This is a genomic window from Streptomyces pyxinicus (assembly GCF_024753135.1).
Classification (GTDB): Bacteria; Actinomycetota; Actinomycetes; order Streptomycetales; family Streptomycetaceae; genus Streptomyces; species Streptomyces pyxinicus.
Window position 1 is genome coordinate 66,633 of sequence record NZ_JANUGP010000010.1, and the last position, 22,225, is coordinate 88,857.

Annotated in this window: 23 protein-coding genes; 15 read left to right on the forward strand and 8 right to left on the reverse strand. The window is 72.7% G+C overall.

Annotation, left to right across the window (positions count from 1 at the left end; all coding sequences use genetic code 11):
* The first annotated feature begins 109 nt into the window (after window positions 1-109).
* The 3 genes from NX794_RS15755 to NX794_RS15765 all read left to right on the forward strand — a co-directional run bounded on the left by NX794_RS15755 (window position 110) and on the right by NX794_RS15765 (window position 3,279).
* A complete protein-coding gene (locus NX794_RS15755; RefSeq protein WP_258779162.1) occupies window positions 110-565 on the forward strand; it encodes a flavodoxin family protein in 456 nt (151 codons plus the stop codon).
* A gap of 273 nt (window positions 566-838) precedes the next feature.
* Entirely contained in the window at window positions 839-2,989 is a 2,151-nt protein-coding gene (locus tag NX794_RS15760) for an acetoacetate decarboxylase family protein (protein WP_258779163.1), read from the forward strand.
* A gap of 38 nt (window positions 2,990-3,027) precedes the next feature.
* The gene (locus NX794_RS15765; protein ID WP_258779164.1) at window positions 3,028-3,279 is read left to right on the forward strand and encodes a hypothetical protein; all 252 of its coding nucleotides are present in this window, start codon (window positions 3,028-3,030) and stop codon (window positions 3,277-3,279) included.
* A gap of 695 nt (window positions 3,280-3,974) precedes the next feature.
* Here NX794_RS15765 and NX794_RS15770 read toward each other — a convergent pair.
* Window positions 3,975-4,583, reverse strand: coding sequence for a GNAT family N-acetyltransferase (locus tag NX794_RS15770; protein ID WP_258779165.1), 609 nt, complete (start codon window positions 4,581-4,583; stop codon window positions 3,975-3,977).
* Between the two features lie 156 nt (window positions 4,584-4,739).
* Between NX794_RS15770 and htpG the strand changes: the two genes are divergently transcribed.
* Window positions 4,740-6,578 carry a molecular chaperone HtpG gene (gene htpG, locus NX794_RS15775; RefSeq protein ID WP_258779166.1) on the forward strand — a complete coding sequence of 613 codons (1,839 nt, stop codon included), beginning with the start codon at window positions 4,740-4,742 and terminating at the stop codon, window positions 6,576-6,578.
* A gap of 54 nt (window positions 6,579-6,632) precedes the next feature.
* Here htpG and NX794_RS15780 read toward each other — a convergent pair whose 3' ends face one another.
* Complete coding sequence (locus tag NX794_RS15780) at window positions 6,633-7,304, reverse strand: GNAT family N-acetyltransferase (RefSeq protein ID WP_258779167.1); 672 nt, start codon at window positions 7,302-7,304, stop codon at window positions 6,633-6,635.
* A gap of 422 nt (window positions 7,305-7,726) precedes the next feature.
* On the opposite strand from NX794_RS15780, the gene NX794_RS15785 reads away from it, so the two are divergent.
* Window positions 7,727-8,203 carry an SRPBCC domain-containing protein gene (locus NX794_RS15785; protein WP_258779168.1) on the forward strand — a complete coding sequence of 159 codons (477 nt, stop codon included), beginning with the start codon at window positions 7,727-7,729 and terminating at the stop codon, window positions 8,201-8,203.
* Between the two features lie 434 nt (window positions 8,204-8,637).
* Here NX794_RS15785 and NX794_RS15790 read toward each other — a convergent pair whose 3' ends face one another.
* Window positions 8,638-9,834, reverse strand: a complete 1,197-nt coding sequence (locus NX794_RS15790) for a PP2C family protein-serine/threonine phosphatase (RefSeq protein WP_258779169.1) — start codon at window positions 9,832-9,834, stop codon at window positions 8,638-8,640.
* 181 nt (window positions 9,835-10,015) lie between these two features.
* Between NX794_RS15790 and NX794_RS15795 the strand changes: the two genes are divergently transcribed.
* Genes NX794_RS15795 through NX794_RS15805 form a run of 3 tightly spaced genes read left to right on the forward strand, consistent with a single transcriptional unit; the run spans window position 10,016 to window position 11,732 of the window.
* Window positions 10,016-10,702 carry a nucleotidyltransferase family protein gene (locus NX794_RS15795; RefSeq protein ID WP_258779170.1) on the forward strand — a complete coding sequence of 229 codons (687 nt, stop codon included), beginning with the start codon at window positions 10,016-10,018 and terminating at the stop codon, window positions 10,700-10,702.
* Window positions 10,699-10,974: a BON domain-containing protein gene (locus tag NX794_RS15800; protein WP_258779171.1), complete on the forward strand. Its 276-nt coding sequence runs from the start codon at window positions 10,699-10,701 to the stop codon at window positions 10,972-10,974. The genes NX794_RS15795 and NX794_RS15800 overlap by 4 nt, the downstream gene beginning before the upstream one ends.
* Complete coding sequence (locus tag NX794_RS15805; protein ID WP_258779172.1) at window positions 10,971-11,732, forward strand: metallophosphoesterase family protein; 762 nt, start codon at window positions 10,971-10,973, stop codon at window positions 11,730-11,732. The genes NX794_RS15800 and NX794_RS15805 overlap by 4 nt, the downstream gene beginning before the upstream one ends.
* A gap of 217 nt (window positions 11,733-11,949) precedes the next feature.
* Here NX794_RS15805 and NX794_RS15810 read toward each other — a convergent pair whose 3' ends face one another.
* The 3 genes from NX794_RS15810 to NX794_RS15820 form a co-directional block, all read right to left on the reverse strand.
* Window positions 11,950-13,176 (reverse strand): MFS transporter, encoded by a 1,227-nt coding sequence (locus NX794_RS15810; protein WP_428985918.1) that lies wholly within the window; start codon window positions 13,174-13,176, stop codon window positions 11,950-11,952.
* Between the two features lie 373 nt (window positions 13,177-13,549).
* On the reverse strand, window positions 13,550-14,539 hold the full coding sequence (locus NX794_RS15815) for an aldo/keto reductase (protein WP_258779173.1): 990 nt from the start codon (window positions 14,537-14,539) through the stop codon (window positions 13,550-13,552).
* A gap of 42 nt (window positions 14,540-14,581) precedes the next feature.
* Window positions 14,582-15,007 (reverse strand): 2'-5' RNA ligase family protein, encoded by a 426-nt coding sequence (locus NX794_RS15820; RefSeq protein WP_258779174.1) that lies wholly within the window; start codon window positions 15,005-15,007, stop codon window positions 14,582-14,584.
* 575 nt (window positions 15,008-15,582) lie between these two features.
* Between NX794_RS15820 and cutA the strand changes: the two genes are divergently transcribed.
* Window positions 15,583-15,909, forward strand: a complete 327-nt coding sequence (gene cutA, locus NX794_RS15825) for a divalent-cation tolerance protein CutA (RefSeq protein WP_258779175.1) — start codon at window positions 15,583-15,585, stop codon at window positions 15,907-15,909.
* Between the two features lie 4 nt (window positions 15,910-15,913).
* Here cutA and NX794_RS15830 read toward each other — a convergent pair whose 3' ends face one another.
* Window positions 15,914-17,182, reverse strand: a complete 1,269-nt coding sequence (locus tag NX794_RS15830) for an NsdA family TPR-like regulatory protein (RefSeq protein ID WP_258779176.1) — start codon at window positions 17,180-17,182, stop codon at window positions 15,914-15,916.
* 262 nt (window positions 17,183-17,444) lie between these two features.
* Between NX794_RS15830 and NX794_RS15835 the strand changes: the two genes are divergently transcribed.
* The 6 genes from NX794_RS15835 (at window position 17,445) to NX794_RS15860 (ending at window position 21,132) form a co-directional block, all read left to right on the forward strand.
* Window positions 17,445-17,606, forward strand: a complete 162-nt coding sequence (locus tag NX794_RS15835; protein ID WP_258779177.1) for a hypothetical protein — start codon at window positions 17,445-17,447, stop codon at window positions 17,604-17,606.
* Window positions 17,603-18,103 carry a DUF6415 family natural product biosynthesis protein gene (locus NX794_RS15840; protein ID WP_258779178.1) on the forward strand — a complete coding sequence of 167 codons (501 nt, stop codon included), beginning with the start codon at window positions 17,603-17,605 and terminating at the stop codon, window positions 18,101-18,103. The genes NX794_RS15835 and NX794_RS15840 overlap by 4 nt, the downstream gene beginning before the upstream one ends.
* A 173-nt stretch (window positions 18,104-18,276) precedes the next feature.
* The gene (locus NX794_RS15845) at window positions 18,277-18,870 is read left to right on the forward strand and encodes a hypothetical protein (protein ID WP_258779179.1); all 594 of its coding nucleotides are present in this window, start codon (window positions 18,277-18,279) and stop codon (window positions 18,868-18,870) included.
* Window positions 18,870-19,574 carry a hypothetical protein gene (locus NX794_RS15850; RefSeq protein ID WP_258779180.1) on the forward strand — a complete coding sequence of 235 codons (705 nt, stop codon included), beginning with the start codon at window positions 18,870-18,872 and terminating at the stop codon, window positions 19,572-19,574. Before NX794_RS15845 ends, NX794_RS15850 begins: the two co-directional genes overlap by 1 nt.
* The gene (locus NX794_RS15855) at window positions 19,571-19,963 is read left to right on the forward strand and encodes a hypothetical protein (protein WP_258779181.1); all 393 of its coding nucleotides are present in this window, start codon (window positions 19,571-19,573) and stop codon (window positions 19,961-19,963) included. Before NX794_RS15850 ends, NX794_RS15855 begins: the two co-directional genes overlap by 4 nt.
* The gene (locus NX794_RS15860) at window positions 19,960-21,132 is read left to right on the forward strand and encodes a methyltransferase domain-containing protein (RefSeq protein ID WP_258779182.1); all 1,173 of its coding nucleotides are present in this window, start codon (window positions 19,960-19,962) and stop codon (window positions 21,130-21,132) included. Before NX794_RS15855 ends, NX794_RS15860 begins: the two co-directional genes overlap by 4 nt.
* Before the next feature lie 357 nt (window positions 21,133-21,489).
* Here NX794_RS15860 and NX794_RS15870 read toward each other — a convergent pair whose 3' ends face one another.
* Complete coding sequence (locus NX794_RS15870) at window positions 21,490-22,068, reverse strand: DUF3291 domain-containing protein (protein WP_258779184.1); 579 nt, start codon at window positions 22,066-22,068, stop codon at window positions 21,490-21,492.
* Between the last annotated feature and the right edge of the window lie 157 nt (window positions 22,069-22,225).

Here is a 22,225-nt window from a genome sequence, read left to right on the forward strand (position 1 = left end):
GTCCCACCGGGCTTCGTCCTACCCCGGGCGGGCGGCCCCGACTCGCCCCCGCCCCCGCCCCCGCCCGCCGGGGTTTGCGCGTCCGGCGGGGCGCGGCAGGGTGCCGGACGTGCCTACCCTGCTGATCGTCCATCACACGCCCTCACCGCACTGCCAGGCCCTCTTCGAGGCCGTCGTCTCCGGCGCCACGACACCGGAGATCGAAGGCGTCCGCGTGGTCCGCCGGCCTGCCCTGTCCGCCACCGCCTCCGACGTCCTGGAGGCCGACGGCTATCTGCTCGGCACCCCGGCGAACCTCGGTTACATGTCCGGCGCCCTGAAACACTTCTTCGACCAGGTCTACTACCCCTGCCTGGACGCGACCCGGGGCCGCCCCTTCGGCTACGTGCACGGCGGCAACGACGCCACCGGGGCCGTCCGCGCCATCGAGTCCGTCACCACCGGCCTCGGCTGGCGGCGCGCCGCCGAACCGGTGATCGTCACGGGCGAGCCCGGCAAGCCCGGCACCGAGGCCTGCTGGGACCTGGGCGCCACCGTCGCCGCGGGGCTGACGACCGACGGGTGAGGACCCCGGAGCCTCGCCCTCCGCCGGACGGGGGACCGGACACCGATGGCCCGGACGACGCCCGGGCCCGCGTCCGGCGGGCGGTACGGGTCCCGGGCCCCCGCCGCCCGGACGGATGGACGTGCGAGCCTGGTTGCCCTGGCAGACCATGGGACCGGGGTCGCGTCCCACCGGACCGCACGGGCCCCGCCGTATGCCCACATGCCCATATGCCCGTATGCCGCCGTACGACGTCGTACGTCGCCGTACGGCGTCGAGCCGAGGGAGCGCCGGATGCGAGCGGACGGCCACGCGCCCGAACGGCTCACGCCGGACGGCCAGCACACCACGGCCCTGCTGCGCCGCTGCGCCAGGGACGTGGCGGAGGTCGCCGAGGGCGTCCGCGCGGTGTCCGAACGCACCGCAGCCGCCCTGTACGCACCGCTCCTCACCGCCTCCGCGCGCCGCCGGCCCCGCACGGGACTGCCCGCCCGGTGGGCCCTGCTGCGGGCCCTCACCCACAAGCAGGGCCTGGGCGGCTCGGCCGGCGTCCTCCCGAAGGCCGTGGGCCGGCTCCTCGGCGCCACCGGCGCTGCGGACGGGCCGCCGGGCCGGGAGGACCTGGCCGCGCTGACGGCTGTCACCTCACTGCGGCTGCGGACCGCCGCCCTCCTGGCCGATCACCCCGAGTTCGCGCGCGACCCGGGCACGCGCCTGCTGCGGACGGCCCTCGGCACCGGCCGGGACCGGGAGGCCGTACGCGCCCTGCGCGCGCTGTTCCGGGACCGGGGAGCCCAACGCGCCCTGTCAGGACTGACCCCACTGCTGACCGAACTCCTCAGCCTGCGCGCCCTGTTGGGTGAGGAACCGGCCGACGTCCGCACCGCGCTCCCCGCCGGCCCTGACCAGGGCGAGGCCGCCGCCGAGGCCGTCGACCTGACCGGCCAGGAGAGGCGACTCGTCGCCACCGAGGGCTCCTTCCTCGGCTACCTGCGCAACATCGAGGTGCTCTTGGTCGGCGGCCGGCTCCTCGTACAGAACGTGCGCGGCCCCGACGGTGTCGTCCGCTACGTCGTCCAGGCCCCCGGCACCACGCCGGGCCGTCCCCGCCCCGACTCCCCGCGCGACCCCGTCGGCGCCTGGCGCGCCCTGTTCACGGCCGGCTCGCCGCACACCCGCGCGATCCGCCTCGCGGTGGCGGACTACGGCATCCCGCACGGCGCCGACCTCGCGCTGATCGGCCACGGCGAGGGCGGCCTCGCGGTGCTGCACCTCGCCCGGGACCCGGAGTTCACCCGCACCTACCGGGTCACCCACGTCGTCACCGTCGGCTCCCCGGTCGACGGCGAGCAGCCCGCAGACCCGGACACCTGGGTCGCCGCCGTCGTCAACCAGCACGACATCATGGCCGCCCCGGCCGCCCTGGACGGCCCGGACGGTGACGGCTCCGCGGCCGCCGCCGCCGTCCCGCATCCGCACCCGAACCGGTACGTGGCCGAGTACGCCGGCCCCGGCCCCGGCCGGGAGTTCCCGCGGAGCCACTCCCCGCGCGAGTACATCGAACACCTCCGCACGGTCGTCCCCGAAGCCCGCGCGGACATCGACGAGGCGCTCACCCCCTACCGGGGCCCGATCGTGCGCACCCGGGCCTACCGGCTGGAGAACCGCGCCAACCCGCCCGAGGGCTACCCCTTCCTCACCGTGCCCACCACCTCGGTCCCCACCACGGCGGGCCCGGTCGAGGTCCCCGTGCGCTACCACGACTCCGCCGCCGCCCATCTGTGCTTCCCCGTCGACGCCGACGCGGCCCGGGCGCTGCTGCCCGACACCGGCCGGCTGACCCCGAGCCGGTTCGGAGGCCGCGCACTCGCGGTGCTCTCCCTCTACGAGCACCGCTGCACCACCATCGGCCCCCACACCGAGGTCGCCCTGTCGGTACCGGTGGACGACCTGTGGCGGCCCCGCCCCCACGACATCGCGGCCGACCTGCTGCGCCGCGCCGACCTGCGCCGCACCGGCCGGTACGTCGTCTCCCTCGCCGTCACCACCGAGGAGGCGCGGCGGGTCGCCCGGGAGATCTGGGGCCAGCCCGCGATGCGGGTCGGCGCCGAGGCAGACCTGACGGACCGGGCGATCGACCTCCGCTCCCGGGACCTCGGGCTCACCGTCGAGGGCCGGCTGGGACCGGGCGTCCGCTGCCCCGACGCCGACTGGATCCTCTACGGCCGGCGCGGCGGGAGCACCGTCCGCACCCCGGTCCGTACGCACGGCCGGGTCCGGCTGCACCGGGCCCACGGCATCCGGCCGCTGCTGGACACCGCGGCGGCCGAACCGCTGGCCGGGCCGCTGCGCCGGCTCGGCGTCGACGGCACCCGCCCGCTGTTCGTCCTGACCTGCCCCCGTCTCCTGGCCCACCGCGGCGCCGGCACCGTCCTGCCCCGCTGACGTCCCGCACCGCCGAACGCCCCTGGGGAGCCCCCGCCATGGTGACCGAGTCCCGCCGCGCGACCGACGACCTCCTCACCCACATCGCCACCCTGCGCGCCGACGCCGACCTCATGGACGGCTACGCCCGCCGCCTGCTGACCACCGCCACCACCCTCAGCGGCTGCCCGACGGCCCCCGAGGGAACCGGACCCGCCCTGGAGCGGCAGGCGGAGGCGTGCGCCACGGCGGCCGGTCAACTGCGCGCCGCCGCCGAGGCGTTGCTCACGCACGCCCGGGCAGGGGGCTGAACCGGCCGACGCCCCTGACGCGCAGGGCGCTGACCCGGCAGGCCGACGCACCTCGTGCGGAGGCGGCCCGGCTGAGCCGGGACCACCCTCGGCTCGGGTACCCCGGTGGTCCTCCCGCCCCGGTGGTCCTCCCGCCCCGGTGGTCCTCCCGCCCCGCTGGGCCGAACGAGTTGCCGTGGTCGGGAATCACGTGCCACGGGCCCGGTGATCACGGCTCATGCGGCAGGCCCACGCACAGGCCACGATTCGCCGCTACCCGGCGGCGGCCGTCACCGGACCGGGGCCGGTCACCCTGGCAGGGGTGAGCCGGAACGCGGCCCGGCCCGGGCCGGGCTGTGCGCCGGACGATCCACCGCGGCCGCCGATCCGTACCGGGACGGACTGCCTGTCGCCTTATCCCGCCAGGTGCCGCCCCGGATTCCGCCGCGCCCGGCGCTCCTGGGTTGGTTCACGGCCTTCGCACTGCTCGCCGCCCGGGACGCCGTCACCGGCACAGGACTCGCCCCGGGCGGCTGGGACGGGCCCTGGCGGGCGTGGTGAGGGGCGTCGGCACCGGATCGAGGCAGGGCCGGCAGGTTGAGTTCGACCGGCTCGCCGGTCACGGCCACCGACCGGGTCTTCCCGCTCGCCCTGCCCCGCGGCGTCCCCGACACGGCCGCCGCCGAGATCACCCTCCACCTCACCTGAGCCGTCGCTCAGCGGACGCGGTCGGCCGCCCGGGTGAAGTGCCGACGGGACGCGGCGGAGTCCCGGTCGGCCTCCTCGCCCGTACCACCCGTACCACCTGCACCTCCCGTACCGCCTGCACCCCCTGTACTACCCGCACCGCCCCTGTCGTCCGGGCCGGTCAGCGGCCGGACGAACAAGCTGACCGTCGCCTGTTCCGCGAAGCCGTTGCGGCGCATCAGCTCGGCCGACGCCGTGTTGCGCCGCTCCACGTCCGTGACCACACGGACCGCCCCGGCCGCCGCCAGCCGCGCACAGCACTCCGTCACCAGCCGCGAGGCCACCCCGCGCCCCTGGTAGTCCGGGTCCACGGCGATCCACTCCAGATAGCCCCAGTCGGAGCGCTGCTCGAAGCCGAGGGAGCCGAGGACGAAGCCGGCCACCCGCTCGCCGTCCAGCACCACCAGACACGCGGGGTCGGGCGCGTCCAGGTGCCCGGCGACGGCCGACAGCGACCATCCGGTGTATGGCATGGCCCCGGTGTCGTAGACCCGGCGCCCCAGATCGAGGACGGCGGCGAGCTGATCGAGGCCGAGTTCGCGCGGCGTCAGCGCGGAGGTCGGCGGGACATCGGGCACGGGGCACTCCCTTCGATGCGGCATTTCGCAGCATAAGTCCAGGTGGGACGGGCGGCGCGGCGCCGGGCCGGGAAGGAGTTGTGCGAGCCTTCACCGGTGTGCCAAATTCTTGACGGGCATGCGCCGGCACACGTCCATATGACCAGAAGGGATGAAATGAGCACCGAGACGCTGGAGTTCCAGGCTGAGGCGCGGCAACTCCTGCAGCTGATGGTCCACTCGATCTATTCGAACAAGGACATCTTCCTGCGTGAGCTGATCTCCAACGCCTCCGACGCCCTGGACAAGCGGCGCCTGGCCGGACTCCAGGACGACCGCCTCCGGGCCGACGACCCGCACATCCGTATCGAGGCCGACAAGGAGGCCCGCACCCTGACCGTGCGGGACAACGGCATCGGCATGACGCGGGACGACGTGGTCGGCCTCATCGGCACCATCGCCAGATCCGGCACCGCCGAGACCCTGCGCCGGCTGAAGGAGAACAAGGAGAACAAGGAGTCGGCGGAGCTGATCGGCCAGTTCGGCGTCGGCTTCTACTCCGTCTTCATGGTCGCCGACAAGGTCACCCTGCTCACCCGCAAGGCCGGTGAGGAGACCGGTACGCGCTGGGAGTCGGACGGCGACGGCACCTACACCATCGAGACCGTCGAGGACGCCCCCGAGGGCACCGCGGTCACCGTCCACCTGCGTCCCGCGGACGAGGAGGACGCCCTCCACGACTACGCCGACGAATGGAAGATCCGCGAGATCGTCAAGCGGTACTCGGACTTCATCTCGTTCCCCATCCGGCTCGGCGACGAGACCCTCAACTCGATGAAGGCCCTGTGGGCCCGGCCGCGCTCCGAGGTGAAGGACGAGGAGTACCACGAGTTCTACCGGCACGTCAGCCACGACTGGTCGGACCCGCTGGAGATCATCCAGATGCGGGCGGAGGGCACCTTCGAGTACGAGGCGCTGCTCTTCCTCCCCTCCCGTGCCCCGCACGACCTCTTCCAGCGCGACGCCCGGCACGGCATCCAGCTGTACGTCAAGCGGGTGTTCATCATGGACGACACCCGTGAACTCCTGCCGTCCCACCTGCGGTTCGTCAAGGGCGTCGTGGACGCCGCCGACCTGTCGCTGAACATCTCCCGCGAGATCCTCCAGCAGGACCGGCACATCCAGATGATCCGCCGCCGGCTGGCCAAGAAGGTCCTGTCGACCATCAAGGACCTGATGCGGAACGACGTCGAGAAGTACCGCACGTTCTGGCGGGAGTTCGGCGCGGCGGTCAAGGAGGGCCTGCTCGACGCCGGCGAGGACCACAAGGCGATCCTCGACATCGCCTCGTTCGCCTCCACCGAGGGCGAGGAGCCCACCAGCCTGGCCGACTACGTCACCCGGATGAAGGAGGGCCAGGACAAGATCTACTTCATGGCCGGCGAGAGCCGCGCCCAGATCGAGAACTCCCCGCACTTGGAGGCCTTCCGGGCCAAGGGGTACGAGGTGCTGCTGCTCACCGACCCGGTCGACGAGATCTGGACCGAGTCCGTGCGCGAGTACGACGGCCACGAGCTGCGGTCGGTCGCCCGGGGCGCCGTCGACCTGTCCGAGGAGGACGAGGTCTCCGAGGAGCGGACGGGCGCGTACGCGCCGCTGCTGACCTGGCTCGGCGAGACGCTGGACGACGTCAAGGACGTCCGGCTGACCACCCGGCTGACCAGCTCGCCGGCCTGCCTGGTGAGCGACTCCGAAGGGCTCACGCCGGCCCTGGAGCGGATGTACCGGGCGATGGGCCAGGAGGTCCCGAAGGTCAAGCGGATCCTCGAACTGAACCCGGACCACCCGCTGGTCAGCGGACTGCGGGAGGCGCACGAGCGGAGCGCCGACGCCCCCGAGCTGACCGAGACCGCCGAACTGCTCTACGGCACCGCCCTGCTCGCCGAGGGCGGCGACCTGACGGACCCGGCCCGCTTCGCCAAGCTGCTGGCCGACCGCCTCGCCCGCACGGTCTGACCGGCGGTACGACACCCTCCGGCGCGGTCACCGGTACGGCACCCTCCGGCGCGGTCAGCGGCAACGCGACGGCGCCGGGGTGTCGTGCCGGTGCCAGACCGCCTCGATCACCCGGCCGTCGGGCAGGGCGTGCCGGTCCGGGCCCCGGTCCGGCACCAGCCCCGCCCGGGTCAGGGCCCGCCGGCTGGCGGTGTTCCCGGGCTCGGCGCCCGCCCGCACGGTGGCGAGGCCGAGGTGGGTGTGCGCGAGTGCGAGGCCCGCGCCGAACAACTCCGCGCCGAGCCCCCGGCCCCGGCAGCCCGGCGCCAGCCAGCCGCCCAACTCGCCGGTGCGCGGGTCGAGTTCCAGGCCCCCGGCATAGCTGAGGTCCGAGCGGCGCACGCACACCAGGAACAGGGCGCCGGTGCCGTCGGGCACGAACGGCTCGGCCAGCTCACGGGGCACCCGGCGGCCGTCGTCACCGGCCGGCCGCCACCCCAGCAGCACCCTGCGCACGGCGGGATCGGGCACGATCCGGTCGGCCTGGGTGCCCAGCCACCGCTGCGCCTCCGGGTCCGCGCACGCGGCCAGCGCCGCCGCCACGTCGAGGCGGTGGCGCGGGGTGAACAGCAACAGCCGCCCGGTGGCCAGGACGTGCCGGTCCGGTCCGCACCGCCCGGGCACCGGCAGGCCGGGAGCGGGCCGGAGCCGGCGGATGAGCGACCAGACCATGACGTCCCCGGGCACAGTGCCACGTACGGCGGGCACGAGCCGCCCACGGGTGCGGTCCTTCCGCACCGGCGGCGAATCTAGCGGGTGCCGGGCCGGATGCCGTAACCCGCCGTCCCGTCGGGCGGGGTGCGGGCCCGGGCGGACGCGGATCAGCCGGGCCGCTCCTGGGAGCCCGGGGCGGGCCGGGTCCGGGTCCAGGACGGATCGAGGGCGGCGCAGGGACAGGGACACGAGTGTGGGCAGGGGGCAGTGCGGTGCATGGCGAGTCCTTCGGACGAGTGGGGGATGGTCCGCTGGGCTGTGGGGGGACGCCCGCTCCTGGGTCGGGAGCAGTGCCGCCCACTCTCCCACCAGCCAACGAAGCCTCGCAACCGCCAAGTTGAAGACCGCAAACAGGCGAGCCCGCGCGGCGCCCGTGGGTGTCGTAGCGTGGGAGCGTGTACGCCACCCGGATCATCCGGCATGTGCAGGCGCCACCGGAGGCCGTCTACCGGGCCCTGCTGGACCCGGGCGCGCTCGCGGCCTGGCGGGTCCCGGACGGCATGACCGCTCGCGTCCACCTCTTCGAGGCCCGCGAGGGCGGTGCCTTCCGGATCTCCCTCACCTACGACGACGCGCGTGACACCGGCAAGTCCGGCGCCCGCACCGACACCTACCGGGGGCACTTCGCCCGGCTGGTACCGGACGCCCGGGTCGTGGAGGTGTTCGCGTTCGAAACCGGTGAAGAGGCACTGAGCGGCACCATGACCCTGACGACGACGCTCACCGCCCGGGGCGGCGGCACGGACGTGGAGATCCTGCACGAGGGCGTCCCCGACGCCGTCCCGCGCGCCGACAACGAACGCGGCACCGGGATGGCCCTCGGCCGTCTCGCCCGGCTCGTGGAGGGCCGCCCGGCGGCCGAACCGGAATGACCGAAACCGTGTCGTCGCCGGTCCGCTATGCGATACAAGCCTTTCGGTGCCTCGGGTTCCGGGCATCTCTTGAAAGACAGAGGTGAAACGGAACCGCGGCACGAGGAACGGGCTCTTACGGTCAGGAAGAACGGCCGGAATCCCACCGGCGTGGCCCCGCCCCGCCCCACTCGGGGCGGGCTCACGCCGGGACCGCCGGGGCCGCCCGCGACGACCGGCAGTCCCACGGCACCCGGCGGGAAGCCGTGGCCCGGCGAGCGGCACGATGGGCTCCGGACCGCTGCCGGCCGGATTCAGGACATCCTTGAGTTCCACCATCCGGAAGCCCTTGACGACCTCCGGCCCGGGAAACCCGGCGCGGCGGACCGGACGACGGTGCGAGGGAGGCGGGCGGGCGTCAGGCCGTGTGCGCGAGGGAGGGGAGAAGGCGGGCATCAGGCCGTGTGCTGCCGCGACTCCGTGCCGGAACCGGCCCGCCGCGTCTCGACGCCGCCGCCCCGGTCGTGGTGGCGGTGCCGGTCGACGGGGGTGCGGTGCAGGGCGATCAGCGCGGCGTCGTCGTCCAGCCGGCCGCCGGCATGGGCGAGCAGATCGCGCCGTAGGTGGTGCATCAGCGCCTCCGGACGCTCCTCGGTCCACCGCGCCGCCCGCTCGGCCAGCGGATAGAACCGGCCCCGCGCGTCCCGGGCCTCCACGACGCCGTCGGTGTAGAGCAGCAGGGTGTCGCCCGGCTCGAAGGAGAACACGTCCAGGGTGCGATCGGCGCCCGGATGCACACCGAGCGGCGGCGACGGATGCAGGCTCGGCACGGTCACGACGTGCCCCGGGCTGAGCAGCAGGGGCGGGGGATGCCCGCAGCTGGTCATCCGGGTGACCGGGTCGCTGTCCGGGATCTCCACCATCAGGGCGGTGGCGAAGCGCTCACCGGCCTCCTCCGCGGGCTCCAGGTCGGCCGCGTACCGGCTGACGCTCTGGTCCAGGGCGGCGGCCAGCTCTACCAGCGGCATGTGCCGGTGCCCGCTCTCCCGGAAGGCGCCCAGCACCAGAGCGGCCTCGCCGATGGCGGACAGCCCCTTGCCGCGCACGTCCCCGATCAGCACGCGTACGGCGCCGTCGCTGACCGTCGCCGCGTACAGGTCGCCGCCGATCTGCGCCTCGTCCTCGGCGGCCAGGTACAGGGAGGCGATCCGCAGCGGGCCGATGTGCTCGGGCAGCGGCCACATCAGCACGTGCTGCGCGGCCTCGGCGACCGTGCGGACCTGGGCCAGCTGGGCCAGCCGGCGCCGGCGCAGCGCGCTGTAGAGGACGCACAGCACCGAGAGCACCGCGAGCGTGATGATCTGCACGATGTGGTTCAGGGTGCCGATCCCGCCGTGCGTGACGCCGATGAGGGCCTGGGCGCCGGTCGCGAGCGCGCCGACGGCCGCGGTGGTGCGGGGGCCCGCGAAGGACGGCGTGATCGCGGGCGCGATCACCAGGGTCGGGCCCAGGTGCACGTCCGTGGGCGCCTGTACGTCCACCACCGTGATGACGACGATCAGTGTGACGGGGAGCAGCAGCAGGGCGGGCGCGGACCGCAAGGACCGCCACGACCGCCGCCGCCCGATCACGTCCGCGAGCCGGGATGTCATGCCTACAGCGTGCTCCCGGGCAGATCGGGCGGCCACTCGCCGACCCGGCCCGCCGCGGCCCGGCCCGGCCCCCTGACACGGCCGGGTGACCCCCGGTGTGCCGCGCGGGGGCCCCGGGTACCCGGAACAGCCCCGGGCGGCACCGGCCCGCCAGGGGCAGCGTGCTCGCGAATGGAGAGACATGACGCACGACGGGGAGGACACCGCCGCCGCCCGGCGACCGGACGTCACCGGGCTCCGGCTCGCCATGAACGGCCAGGACCAGCAGGCCCCGCCCGCACCGCCGCGGGCCGACCTGCCCGAGGACCGCAGCCAGGCGATCCTGGAGGCCGCCAAACAGATCGGCGCGCTGTTCAAACGCGCCGGCCATCCCTTCGCACTCGCCGGGAGCGTGGCCGTCTACGCGCACGGCGGCAGCCGCTACCTCCAGCACGACGCGGACTTCTGCGTCCTGCCCGAGGACGCCGAGGCGGTCGCCGCCACGCTGCGCGAGGCCGGGCTCGCGGTGCTCACACCGCCCGAGGACTGGCTGCTGAAGACCACCTGCCACGGGCAGAACGTCGACATCATCTTCGCCCTCGCGCACGAGCCCGTCACCAAGGACATGCTCGACCGGGCCCACACCCTGCCGGTCGACTCGGTGCTCATGCCAGTGCTGTCCCCGACCGACCTGATCCGCAGCCTGATCAGCGCCTTCTCCGAGCACTACTGCGACTTCGGCTCGGTCCTGCCGGTGGCGCGGGCCGTCCGCGAGAAGGTCGACTGGGACGCGGTGCGGGCGGGCTGCGGGGACCAGCCCATGCCGGCCGCGTTCCTCTTCCTCCTCGAACGGCTGAACGTGATCGACCCACAGGAGGGGCAGCCATGACCGAAGCGAGTCCGCCGGTCCAGCCGGCGGCCAGCCTGGACTACCACGTCGCCCATGTCGCCGAACGCCTCGCCGCCGGGCCCCTGGGGGAACTCGGCGTACGGCTCGAACCGCGCGGCGACTCCGTCCTGCTGACCGGGACCGTGCCGTCCGCGCAGTGCCGCGACGAGATCCTGAGCCTGGTCCGCGAGGAGCTGGCGGGGCATCCCGTCCACTGCGACCTGCTCATCGCGGGGACCTCCTCGCCCGACCGGGGGGAGGACCTGACATGATCCGCGTCGCGGCCGTCGGGGACATCCACATGGGCCCCGAGAGCCAGGGCACGCTGCGCCCCTCCTTCGAGACACTGCCCGACCGCGCCGACGTGCTGCTGCTCGCCGGTGACCTGACCCGGCACGGCACACCGGAGGAGGCCGCGGTCGTCGCCCGCGAGATCAAGGACCTCGGGGTGCCGGTGGTCGCCGTCCTGGGCAACCACGACCACCACGACGAACGGCCCGAAGAGGTCACCGCGATCCTCCGCGAGGCCGGCGCGCACGTCTTGGAGGGGGAGGCGGTCGTCGTCCCCGCGGGCGAGGCACGGATCGGGGTGGCCGGCACCAAGGGCTTCGGCGGCGGCTTCGTGGGCCGCTGCGCCGGCGAGTTCGGCGAACCGATCATGAAGGAGTTCGTGCGCTACTCCCGCCGGTGCGCCGACGGTCTGCACACGGCCCTGAAGGAACTGGCCGAGGCGGACTGCGACGCCCGCATCGCGCTGACCCACTTCTCGCCGGTCGCCGACACCCTCGCCGGGGAGCCGCCGGAGATCCACCCGTTCCTCGGCAGCTACCTCCTCGCCGAGGCCATCGACACCGGGGGCGCCGACCTCGCCGTACACGGCCACGCCCACGCCGGCACGGAGCACGGCATGACGAGCGGCGGCGTCCGGGTGCGCAACGTCGCGCAGCCGGTGATCGGGCAGGCGTTCCACGTGTACCACCTGCCGGGCGGGGGCGGGGGCGGGGGCGGAGGCGGAGAGCGGTCTGCGTGACGCCGGGGGCGGCCGGGGCGTGCGGGACCGTCGCAAGGCGGCCGTTCCCATGGCCGGTCCCAGGGCTGTTCCCATGGCCGGTCCCATGGCCGGGCGCCTGGGCGCGGCGCCGTACCCACACCCCCCTGTCCCTCCCACCGCGCCGCAAGCGGGGCTGGTCGGCGTTCGACGGGCCGCCAGGCCGCCGCCGTACGTACCGCGTGCGACGGAGGAGCCGTCAGGCCGCCGTGCCCAGCGCCTCCCGCCCCGTCGCACGCGCCGGTACCGGCAGGTCCCGGCGGCGCAGCAGCAGGCCCGCGCCGATGGAGCCGGCGATGAGGAGGCCGCCCGTGATCAGGGCGCCGCGGGCGCCGGCCCACTCCATCAGCAGACCCAGCAGGGGCGGCCCGCCGAGGCCCCACACCGTGCCGATGCTGCTCCACACGCCGAGCACCCGGCCCCGCAGACGCGTGGGCGGGTCGGTCTGGAGGACGGCCGTGCCGGCGGTGTCGGAGACGGACTCCACGACGGCCATGGGGAGCACCAGCACGAGCAGCATGGCCAGCGAGGGGGAGAGCCCGGCCACGGCCTGCAGCAGGCCGCCGGCCGCCGCGAGCAGCCCCACGGTCCGTACGGACGGCCGGTGCAGCCGGGCGCCGAGGACCGCGCCGAGGATGCCGCCGACGGCCAGCACCGTGGACACCGTGCCGAAGGCGCCGGCGCCACCCGCCAGCGGCCCGGTGACCAGCACCGCGAGGGTCAGGCCGTAGTTCCGGCCGAGGACCGAGCTGATTCCGGTGATGCCGGCGAGGGCGACCAGGCGGGGACGGCGCACGAAGAATTTCAGCCCCTCCCGCACGCTCAGCTCCTCGGGCGCCGGTACGGGCCGTACCTCGACCGCCGGCTCCTTCACCGCGCCCGGCGCGGGCCGCAGGAACGGCACGACCGACGCGACGAACAGGAACGAGACGCCGTTGGCGGCGTACGCGGCGGACGTGCCGAGGAGGCCGACGGTCAGTCCGGCCAGCGCGGTCCCGGCCAGCCGCCCCGCGCTGTGCACGAGCGCGCCGACGCCGATCGCGGACGGCACGTCCTCGACGGGCACCAGGTCGTTGCCGAGCAGCGCGCAGGCCGGCCCGTCGACGGTGGCGACGACGCCCGTCACGGCGGCCAGTACCAGCAGCGACGTCATGTCGATCCGGTCGAGGGCCACCAGCAGGGCCGTGGTGAACGCCACCGCGCCGAGCAGCGCCTGGCTGACGGCGACCGTCAGCTTCCGGGGCCAGCGGTCGACGGCGGCGCCGCCCAGCAGGCTCACGAAGAGCGCCGGCGCCGCCTGCACGGACATCGACAGACCGGTCGCCGCCGCCGACCCGGTGATGTGCAGCACCAGCAGGTTCTGCACAGTGAGCTGCGTCCAGGTACCGGTGTTGGACACGAGGTTGGCGACGGACCACCACCGCATGCCGCAGTGCCGCAACGAGCGCCAGGGCGACCGGGAGGGGGCGGTGGGGGACAGGGGCGTGGGCAGGGCAGGGGCAGCAGACAAGGCGGAGTACTCGGGGGGTGGGGGAGAAGGACCGGCGGTTCCCGTCGGGCCGGCTGCGCTGCGAGGCCGGGACGCCTGGTCGGGGCGCCGCCCATGGTGGCAGAAGGGCCGGGCGGGGCCCCACCGATGCCCTGCCCGACCGGCCCCGGCGGAAGCCCAAACCCGCTATTCGCCAGGGCATTTGGGACCCCGCGTGGGTTTCCTCACAGCTCTCTGCCCCACCGGACACCCCGGTCACGCTCCGGAGCGCCCGGTCACCGAGCCCCCTGTACGGGGGCTGCCGTCCCGGCTAGCGATTGACCGACCGCATCCCCGCCTCGTCGTAGCGGTCGCCGGACGCCTCGGGCAGCTCGGCGTCGATCCGGGACAGGTCCTCCTTGGTCAGCTCGATGCCGACCGCTCCCGCGTTCTGCTCCAGGTAGCTACGGCGCTTGGTGCCGGGGATCGGTACCAGGTCCTCGCCCTGCGCCAGCACCCAGGCGATGGCGAGCTGGGCCGGGGTGACGTCCTTCTCGGCGGCGATCTCCTTGACCTTGGCCGCGAGCCGGAGGTTGGCCTCCAGGTTGCTGTCCGTGAAGCGCGGGTTGCTGCGGCGGAAGTCGTTCTCGTCCAGGTCGTCAGGGGAGCTGAAGCGGCCCGCGAGGAAGCCCCGGCCGAGCGGCGAGTACGGCACGAAGCCGATGCCCAGTTCCCGGCAGGCCGGCAGCACCTCGGCCTCCACGTCGCGCGTCCACAGCGAGTACTCGCTCTGCACGGCCGTGACCGGGTGGACGGCGTGCGCCCGCCGGATCGTCTCCGCGCTCGCCTCGCTCAGCCCGATGTGACGCACCTTGCCCTCGGCGACCAGCTCACCGAGCGCGCCGACCGTCTCCTCGATCGGCACGTTCGGGTCGACCCGGTGCTGGTAGTAGAGGTCGATGTGGTCCGTGCCGAGCCGCTGGAGCGAGCCGTGGACCGAGCTGCGGACGTGCTCGGCGGAGCCGTCCTGCGGGCCGACGGAGCTCATGTCGCCGGGTACGGCGTCGTCCATCCGGTAGTTGAACTTCGTCGCGAGCACATACTCGTCGCGGTGTCCCCGGATCGCCTCACCGACCAGCGACTCGTTGGTCAACGGGCCGTAGAGCTGCGCGGTGTCCAGGAAGTCGATGCCCAGCTCCAAGGCGTGCCGGATGGTCGCGATGCCCTCCGCCTCGTCGGTGGTGCCGTAGAAGGCGGACATGCCCATACAGCCGAGGCCGAGGCTAGATACTTGAAGGTCCCGCAGACTGCGCTTCTGCATGGGGGGTCCTTTCATCCACGTCGTACACGCTGATTCGTCGTCTTACCGGGTGCCGGAAGCCTTCTTCCATCTAGCGACGGATTCCCGGCCCCGGCATCCCAGGACGCTACGAGCTGGAGCGCTCTCGAAGTCAAGCCCGCGAGCCTGAGCCGGGGTGAAGTCCTGCTGGTCGCGCGCTTGGAAGACCGGGCCGGCGGGGCCACTGCTCGCGCCATAGGCGACCGATACGTGCGGGGTAAAGCCGTCGGCGTTCTCCGGTACCTCGTCAAGCACGCTGCGGAAGGCGGTACGGACGGCGTGCACGGAGCCGTCCGGATGGACGTGCAGCAGGATGGTTCCCGGGTCCCGTACATGCGGGCCCACCTGGACGCCGAAAGCCGGGACCGCGGCCAGGCGCTCGCCGGCCGCGTCGGCGATGGCCCGGACGTCGTGCTCCTCGACCTCACCGACGAAGCCGACGCCCTGCATGGTCAGGGGAGAAGCGGCGGCCCACACACCATCCGGGCCACCACCACCAGTGATGTCGCACGCTGCCACACGCCGTCATGCGGCGATCAAATCAAGGGGCGCCCGCGCCTGACGAGAGCGCGAGTCCACGGCCACTCCTCGATGGCCGCGAGCAGCCCAACCACCGAGCCACCGTTCCGATCAGGCGTCCACTTCCTGGCACGCGAGAAGCACGGCGACGGAGCCCGAGGCGCGGTACGTCGCCCGAGCCGGACGAGGGGCGTGATCGGCGATCTGCTTTCCGAGGCACGACAAAATTTCCCCGAGGCGCGGCGGAACAGGTGGCAGGTCGGCCATGGCCGTGCAGTGCCGCCCAGGGGCCGGTTCGACGGCCCTGCCGCCACGGGCGGGCCTGTCGGCTGATCAACTGCTGCCGCGGTACGCGGGTGTACGGCGAGTTGCCGGCAGGTGGCGTGCCATTCCTCATGGGCGGGCCCGAGGTCGTCGGAAACTGAACACATAGCTGCGTTCTCTGCTTTGAGCCACTGGAGCCGCGACGTTCTTCGCGGAGATCAAAGTCAGGCTACGCTCGCGGCATGGCCGACTACTTCCAGGTATCCACGGCAACACCGACACGCGAACAGGCTGTTGAGCTGGCGCGTACCGTCGTCAGCCGTCGTCTCGCCGCAGGCGCTCAGATCATCGGCCCGGTGATCTCCGCCTTCTGGCACGACGGGGAGTTCGGTACAGGCGAAGAGTGGCAGCTGTTGATGAAGACCACTGCCGCCCGATATCCCGAACTCGAAGCCGACATTCTGAAGCACCACCCCTGGCAGAACCCGGAAGTCGTGGCAGTACGGATCGAGGCAGGGTCCGAAGGCTACCTGGAGTGGATCGCCGCCAACACGACACCCACGGACTAGGGCATCACGCCGCCCCGCCCCGCTCCAAGGCATCGGCGACTGCGGAGAGACGGTGATACGGGCGCAGCTGCTCGATGAGTGGGGTAAGGCGCTGCCTGGGCCGGACTGAGGCAACCTCGGCTGAAAGATCGAGCGCGCGGCTGGCCAGCTTCGCAGCCTCCTCGACTTCGCCGGCGTGCAGATAGGACGTGGCCAGCCGTGAAAGGTACAGGCTTTTGTCACGCGCATGCGCATCGGCATAGCTCTTCAGGGCCCCGGTCAGCACCGGCACCGCACGTAGGGGCCTGCGCAACTCCGTCCAGCATCGACCGGCCATGATCTGCAGCTCTGTGGCATCGACCCAGGCCGCCCAGTCGGGCTGAGGAGTGCCATCGGCTTCAGCGAGGGCCGCCTCGGCGGCCTCCAGAGCACCTTCGCATTCTGAGCCGTGTCCAGCAACGGCATAGGCCCACGCGAGTCGCTCGTTGAGGAGTGCCCGAACGCCGGAGGGCGCTGCCGGGCCGGCTTCCTGGACGGAACGGGCTGCGGTCTCCATCCCGTCCTGCCGGTTCACCGCCTGGTAGGCGAGGAAGGCCAGGGCGTTTCCGGCGAGCGCAGCATCCTGGGCCTCGACGGCGGCCACGTGGCTGGCCTTGTACAGACTGGCTGCGTCTGCTGCCCGGCCGGCGTCGAAGGCCGCCCATCCCGCCTGCTGCGCCTGCTCGGCGAGAACCGATAGGAGGCCCTGCCTCGTGGCATGCGTGTGCTGGTAATCCCGAATGATCGTCTTTGTGTACTGGTATTCGCTGGCGTACACCGAGTAGGTGTCACCCCCGCCGAGGATGTCGTCCAGGCGGCGAAGACGAGCGGTTCGCTCGCGAAGTCGCTGCGGAAGGTCGCTCCTGATCCTGCGGCCGACCGACGGCCGGGTGAGCGCGGGTAGGCCAGCGGCCAGGCCGCCGCCCATCGCCGCCTTCACGAACTGCCTACGGTGCACGTCTCCCTCTCTCTGGCCGGCGTCGGGAGCACCTGCCTCCCACCCGCGCGGGGCAAGGCCGAGCATGTGACCGGGGATGCGTAGAGCATCTGCAATCCGAGCGATCTTCTCGAAGGTGGTGACGCTTCCCTGCCCGCGGGCCAGTTCGCCGACGCGGTTGGGCTTGATATCACATTCTGTAGCGATCTTTGAGTAGCTGATTTTTGCCTCGCTGCGAGCCAGGGAGAAAACAGTGCCGAAGTCGTGTGCGGCAAAGGCAGCTTGCATGTCCGCGCGTTCGAGAAGGTTGCGCGGCAACGCAGTTGGAGGTCCATAACCGATCATCAGATGCCCTCGCCTGGCAGTGACAGCCTTCCGTACTGGCCTCCCAACAAGCCTATCCATCATGGGTATACCTGCGGTGGGCAAGCCACGGAGTCCCTGACGATGGACCGTTGACGCAATGACCCCGGCGAGGTGGTGAGACCTCCCGGGGCATGGCCAACGCTCGAACCCTGAAGGGAGCGTCGACATGACCAACGGTATCGGCCGAGGACGAAGGCCGACACGGCACGCCGCAATGACGATCAAGGTCTACACGGTCACCCGTGAGGGCGTCGTCACCGCGCCTCGCGCGATCGTGACCGTCTCCCGCAGCTACCCGCCCCAGCCCGAGCAGACCACCACGGCGCTGCCGCCCTGCGCGTGCCCGCTGTACCGTCAGACGGAGGCGGCCCGATGACGAAGACCGCCCAGGCCGCCGCCGACACCGCGACGGCGGGCACCGACCTGATGCGGAGCAGCATCGCCCTGCTGCTCCCGCACGACACGGTGCGGCCGCCCGCCGGCGAAAAGCTGGCGGCTCTGACCGCGACCCTGCGCGGGCACATGGAGTCCCTTATCCCGCAGGTAGAGCGGATCGCCGCGCTGCTGCCCGAGGACGACATCCCCCGCTACTGCGCGGTTGCCTGTGTCAGCGAGGCGCGCGTCAAGTTGTCCGCTCGCGCGGGTACCGCGCCGGGAGAGGACGTCGTATACGCCAGGAGGCTGGCCCGCACGCTCAGCGCGCTGTGCGACCACTACGAGGCGCTCACCGGCCGGGGCATGTGTGTGGCCTGCGACCGGCCGATCCGAGCCGGGGACGACACCGCGCCCTACGACCGGGCCGGCAACTCGGGCGGCACCGTCACGAGCACGGTGCACGCGGCCTGCGCCCCGAGTCTGCACCCCGCTCACTGAGCGGTTCACCTCGCCCCGGGTTCCAGGGGCCCCAGGCGGCCGATTCGGGTCAGGGCCGCATCCCACCAGCCCCCGCCCTGCTGCGGCTTCCTCGCTGTCGCCGCGGCCGGGCGGGACGGCCGCCCCACTCGGTCCCGGAAGTCCGGGTGGGGCGGTCACACCGAAGGAGCACGATGGAGTTGGTACCGCCGCCGCGGCCGAGGCTGCTGCCGGATCCACTTGACGATCCGACCTGGGTCAGCCGCCTCGTCTCGACGCACGAGATGCCGCTGACCGGCACGCTGAACGAAGCACAGCGCGCCGGACGGCAGTGCATGTGGTGCCCGGCCACCGCGCCGGTCGAGTTGCGGCCCCTGGAGGGCATGGAGGCGGGCTGGCCGCCGCGGGTCTGCGCCGCGTGTGTCGAGGCCCGGACCGCGAAGGTCGAGACCTTCATCCTCTGGGTCAGGCACGCCGCAGAGTGTGAGGCCTGCGAGGCCGGTCCCCGGTGCGCCGCTGCCGTACCGCTCGCAGAGGCGCACGCAACCGCCTGCGAGACCGCCACCGGCAGCCGGCTCGTCACCTGCATGGCCTGCCAGGCCGAGCTGAGCATCCTCAACCCCGGCACCGTGCCCCGGCACTGGCCGGGTGACGCCGGGTCCTACTTCAGCTACCTGCACAGCCCGAAGTGCCGCTCGCGGTCCACGGGCGGCGGCAGGCTCCGGGCCCTGCCGCCGCCGCACGAGCACCACGGCGAGGGGAAGCCGAACCCGGAAGGACGGAGCTGATGGCCGTCGAACTGCGGCTGCCCGAGGCCGCGGAGTCCAGTACCGAGGCGGGAGTGCGGCCCATCCGGTACTGGAACGGCACCCCTGTCCCGTACATCACCGCCTGGTCGGGCGAGCAGGGGCCGGGGCAGCCCATCAAGCGGATCAGGGGCCGGGGCGGTACCGGCCTCGGCTTCCAGGACGAGCATCACTTCGATCGCCAGTACGGGGTCCTGTGGGCGCGGAAGCCGGTCACGCGCGGAGGCCGGCCGGTGTTCGACGAGGTGCACCCGCTGCGGCAGCGGCAGGCCATGAGCCGTCTGCTGTGCCAGGTGTGCGGTGGCCCTACCGGCAGCCGTCGCGACGAGCGCTCGCTCTTCATGGTCGCCTCGCCCAGCGGAAGGCTGATCGAGGAGGGGCAGGTAGTGGTCGCGCCGCCGGTCCACCGGGTCTGCGCGGAGGAGGCGCGTGAGCACTGCCCGTCGCTGCGGAAGGGATGGACGGCTGCGCTGGTGGGCTACGCGCCGGTGTGGGGCGTCAGCGGTCAGATTTTTGACCCCGACACTCTCGATCTGCTGCCGGGAGACAAGAACGGCATGAACAAGGTGCCGTTCACGGCGAGCACTCTCCTCCGGTGGACTCTGGCTGCCGCCCTCATGGTCGCCCTGAAGGACGTGCTCCCCGTGGCCGACCTTGCCGAGGCCATTGAGGGAGGCGCCGGTTGAGCGAAGACCCGCACGACGGCCCTGACGATGCCTCGGTCTCCCTGGAACTGCCGGTGCCGCCGCCGTTCATGTTCGGCTGTCTGGAGTGCGTGACGGTGATGACCACGCTCGCCGAGCGGCTTCGCGTGGACACGAACTGCTTCGTCGCGCGGGCCGCCGTGTCCCGGCACATCGTCGCGGCCCATCCCGAGGCCATCCCCCCGCCCCACACCCACGACTGCGACCAATACCGCACGCCCAAGAACCTGCCGAGTCACGTGACCTCTTCCTGCCCGAGACCCTCGCCCAGTTGCTCTGGGACCAGCACAGACCTCGCCCAACGCCCGGGCAGCTCAACCATTATCCGAACCCAGGCCATCGCCGACGAACTCCAGGGAGTCAACGGATGAGCGTCACCGCCCACGACGCGGCCCGCCCCTACCTCGCCGCACTCGCCCAAGACCTCGTCGCCCACGGCGCGATCCGCAGCGCGCCCTGGGAAGAGGCCTTCGCCACCGTCCCTCGTCACCTGTTCGTGCCCACATGGTTCGAGCAGGAGACGGACGAGCGGGGCATCGCGGTGTGGCGCCGGCGCCACACCGATGACGAGGAGCTGGCGGCCGTCTACCGGGACGCCACTCTCGTTACGCGCCTGGACCCGGAGACGGCCGAGCAGGTCGCACCGGACGCCTGGACCGGATTCCCCACGTCCTCCAGCACCCTGCCCAGCCTCATGGCCGGGATGCTGGAGGACCTGGGCGTCGGCGACGGCCACCGAGTCCTGGAGATCGGCACGGGCACCGGCTACAACGCCGCCCTGCTGTGCGCCCGACTGGGCAGTACCGCCGTCCACTCCGTCGACGTCGACCAGGGACTCGTGGACGCCGCCCGGGCCCGGCTCTTCGACGCCGGCTACAACCCGTGCGTGTTGGCCGGAGACGGAACGCTGGGATACCCGCAGCCGTACACCTTTGACCGGATCATCGCCACCTGCTCCGTGCGGGCCGTCCCGGACGCCTGGATCCACCAGCTACGCCCGGGCGGAGTCATCGTCACCGACCTGACGCTCGGGATCGAAGGGGGGCTGGTACGGCTCTCCCGCGGCTCCGACGGCCTCGCCCGCGGCTTCTTCACCACCAACGCCGGTCGCTTCATGCCCGCGCGCGCCGATGCCCGTACGTACCCCGCCCAGGCCCGGCCGGAGCGGGCGCCTGCGGCGGGAAGCCGGCCGACCTCGCTCACGGCGGCGGAGTTGCGCACCCACTACCCGCTGCGCCTGGTGCTCGCCTTCCACCTGCCCGACGCCGAACTCGTCTACCACCACGACGAGGAAGGACTCGCACTCCAGCTCCAGCGGCCGGACGGCTCGTGGGCCCGCGTCCCGCTCGCCGGGGACAGCGCGGGCATCATGACCTTCGGCGGCGACGAGAGTCTGTGGCAGCACGCCGAGGAGGCCTGGCGTTGGTGGAACGGCGTCGGCCGCCCGGCGCAGGACAGGTTCGGCTACGCCCGGGAGTTCGGGGGCGGCGCGTACGCCTGGTACCTGCCGAGCGGCAGACGCTGGTCCCTGCCCGGCTGACCGCCTGGACCTGCCCCGCTCGTCTGCTGCCCCCGGCGGGGCCTCCCCGTTCCCGGTCACGGGACGAGGCGGCCTCGATGCGCTGGAGGTGACGGCGGCTGATCCCCTGGGCCTCGCTGAAGCGCAACGACATCGAGGCGTGCGGGGCGCGGCGGGATGCAGGGCGAGATGTCGCGCCGCTCGTACAGGTGGTGATGTAGCGCCGCTCGTACAGGTGCTTTGGCTTTACAGGTGTGTGGCGTTGAACGCCCGGCACAGTGACAAATCGGTGTCCGTCAACGGCGAGAGCACCGACAACAGCGCCGCGCTGGTCCAGTGGCTCGGTGGTGACCAGCCCCACCAGCGGTTCCGCCTCGCTTAGATCGAGCCGTGGGTGTGCCGGCCGCGCCTCCGCACGTCCGGCACGCGGTCGGTAGGCGCTGTCGGAGTTCCGTCCGGGGCGAACACGCGGTGGAAGGTGAAGGCGTGCGGGGCGGAGCCGTGGGCGTGGAGGTGTTCCAACCGGGATACGCCGTCCTGCCAGGTGGGTATCTCGTCGTCGGGGACCCACCAGAGGACGTGACTCGGGTGTTCCGTCCTCTCGAACCAGTCGTGACGCCTGTTCAGCGCCGCACGGTGCGGACCGGTGTAGATGGCGTCGAAGGCGAGGGGGAGGTCCGTCCAGAGTGAGAGGGTCGCGTCCAGGGCGATGGTCCCCGCCGTACGGCCCTTGCCGTACCAGGTCGGTACGGCGAACTCGCCCCACGCACCCCAGTCCAGGTCGAAGTGTGTGCCCCGGCAGCCGTCCGCGGCTTCGGCACGGGCGAGGTATCCCGGGTGCCGGCTGATCTTCCGGTAGACGGCCTCACCGCTGGTGTGGAGTGCGCGGGTGAGAGGTCCCGGGTCGGTGAGAGGTGACTTCAGGACGCCGAACGTGTACAGCGCAAGACGGGGCATGCGTCTCTCCCTGGTCGGGGGGATCTGGGGTGGGCGATTGCCGAAGACGAGGGGAAAGTAGCTGCCGCTGGGGGGCCTGTCGAAGTTGCGTTTTTCCTTTCTGAGTGGCCTCTTCCTCGGTGGACGTGTCGATGGTGAGAGGGCGCGTGCGGACGGT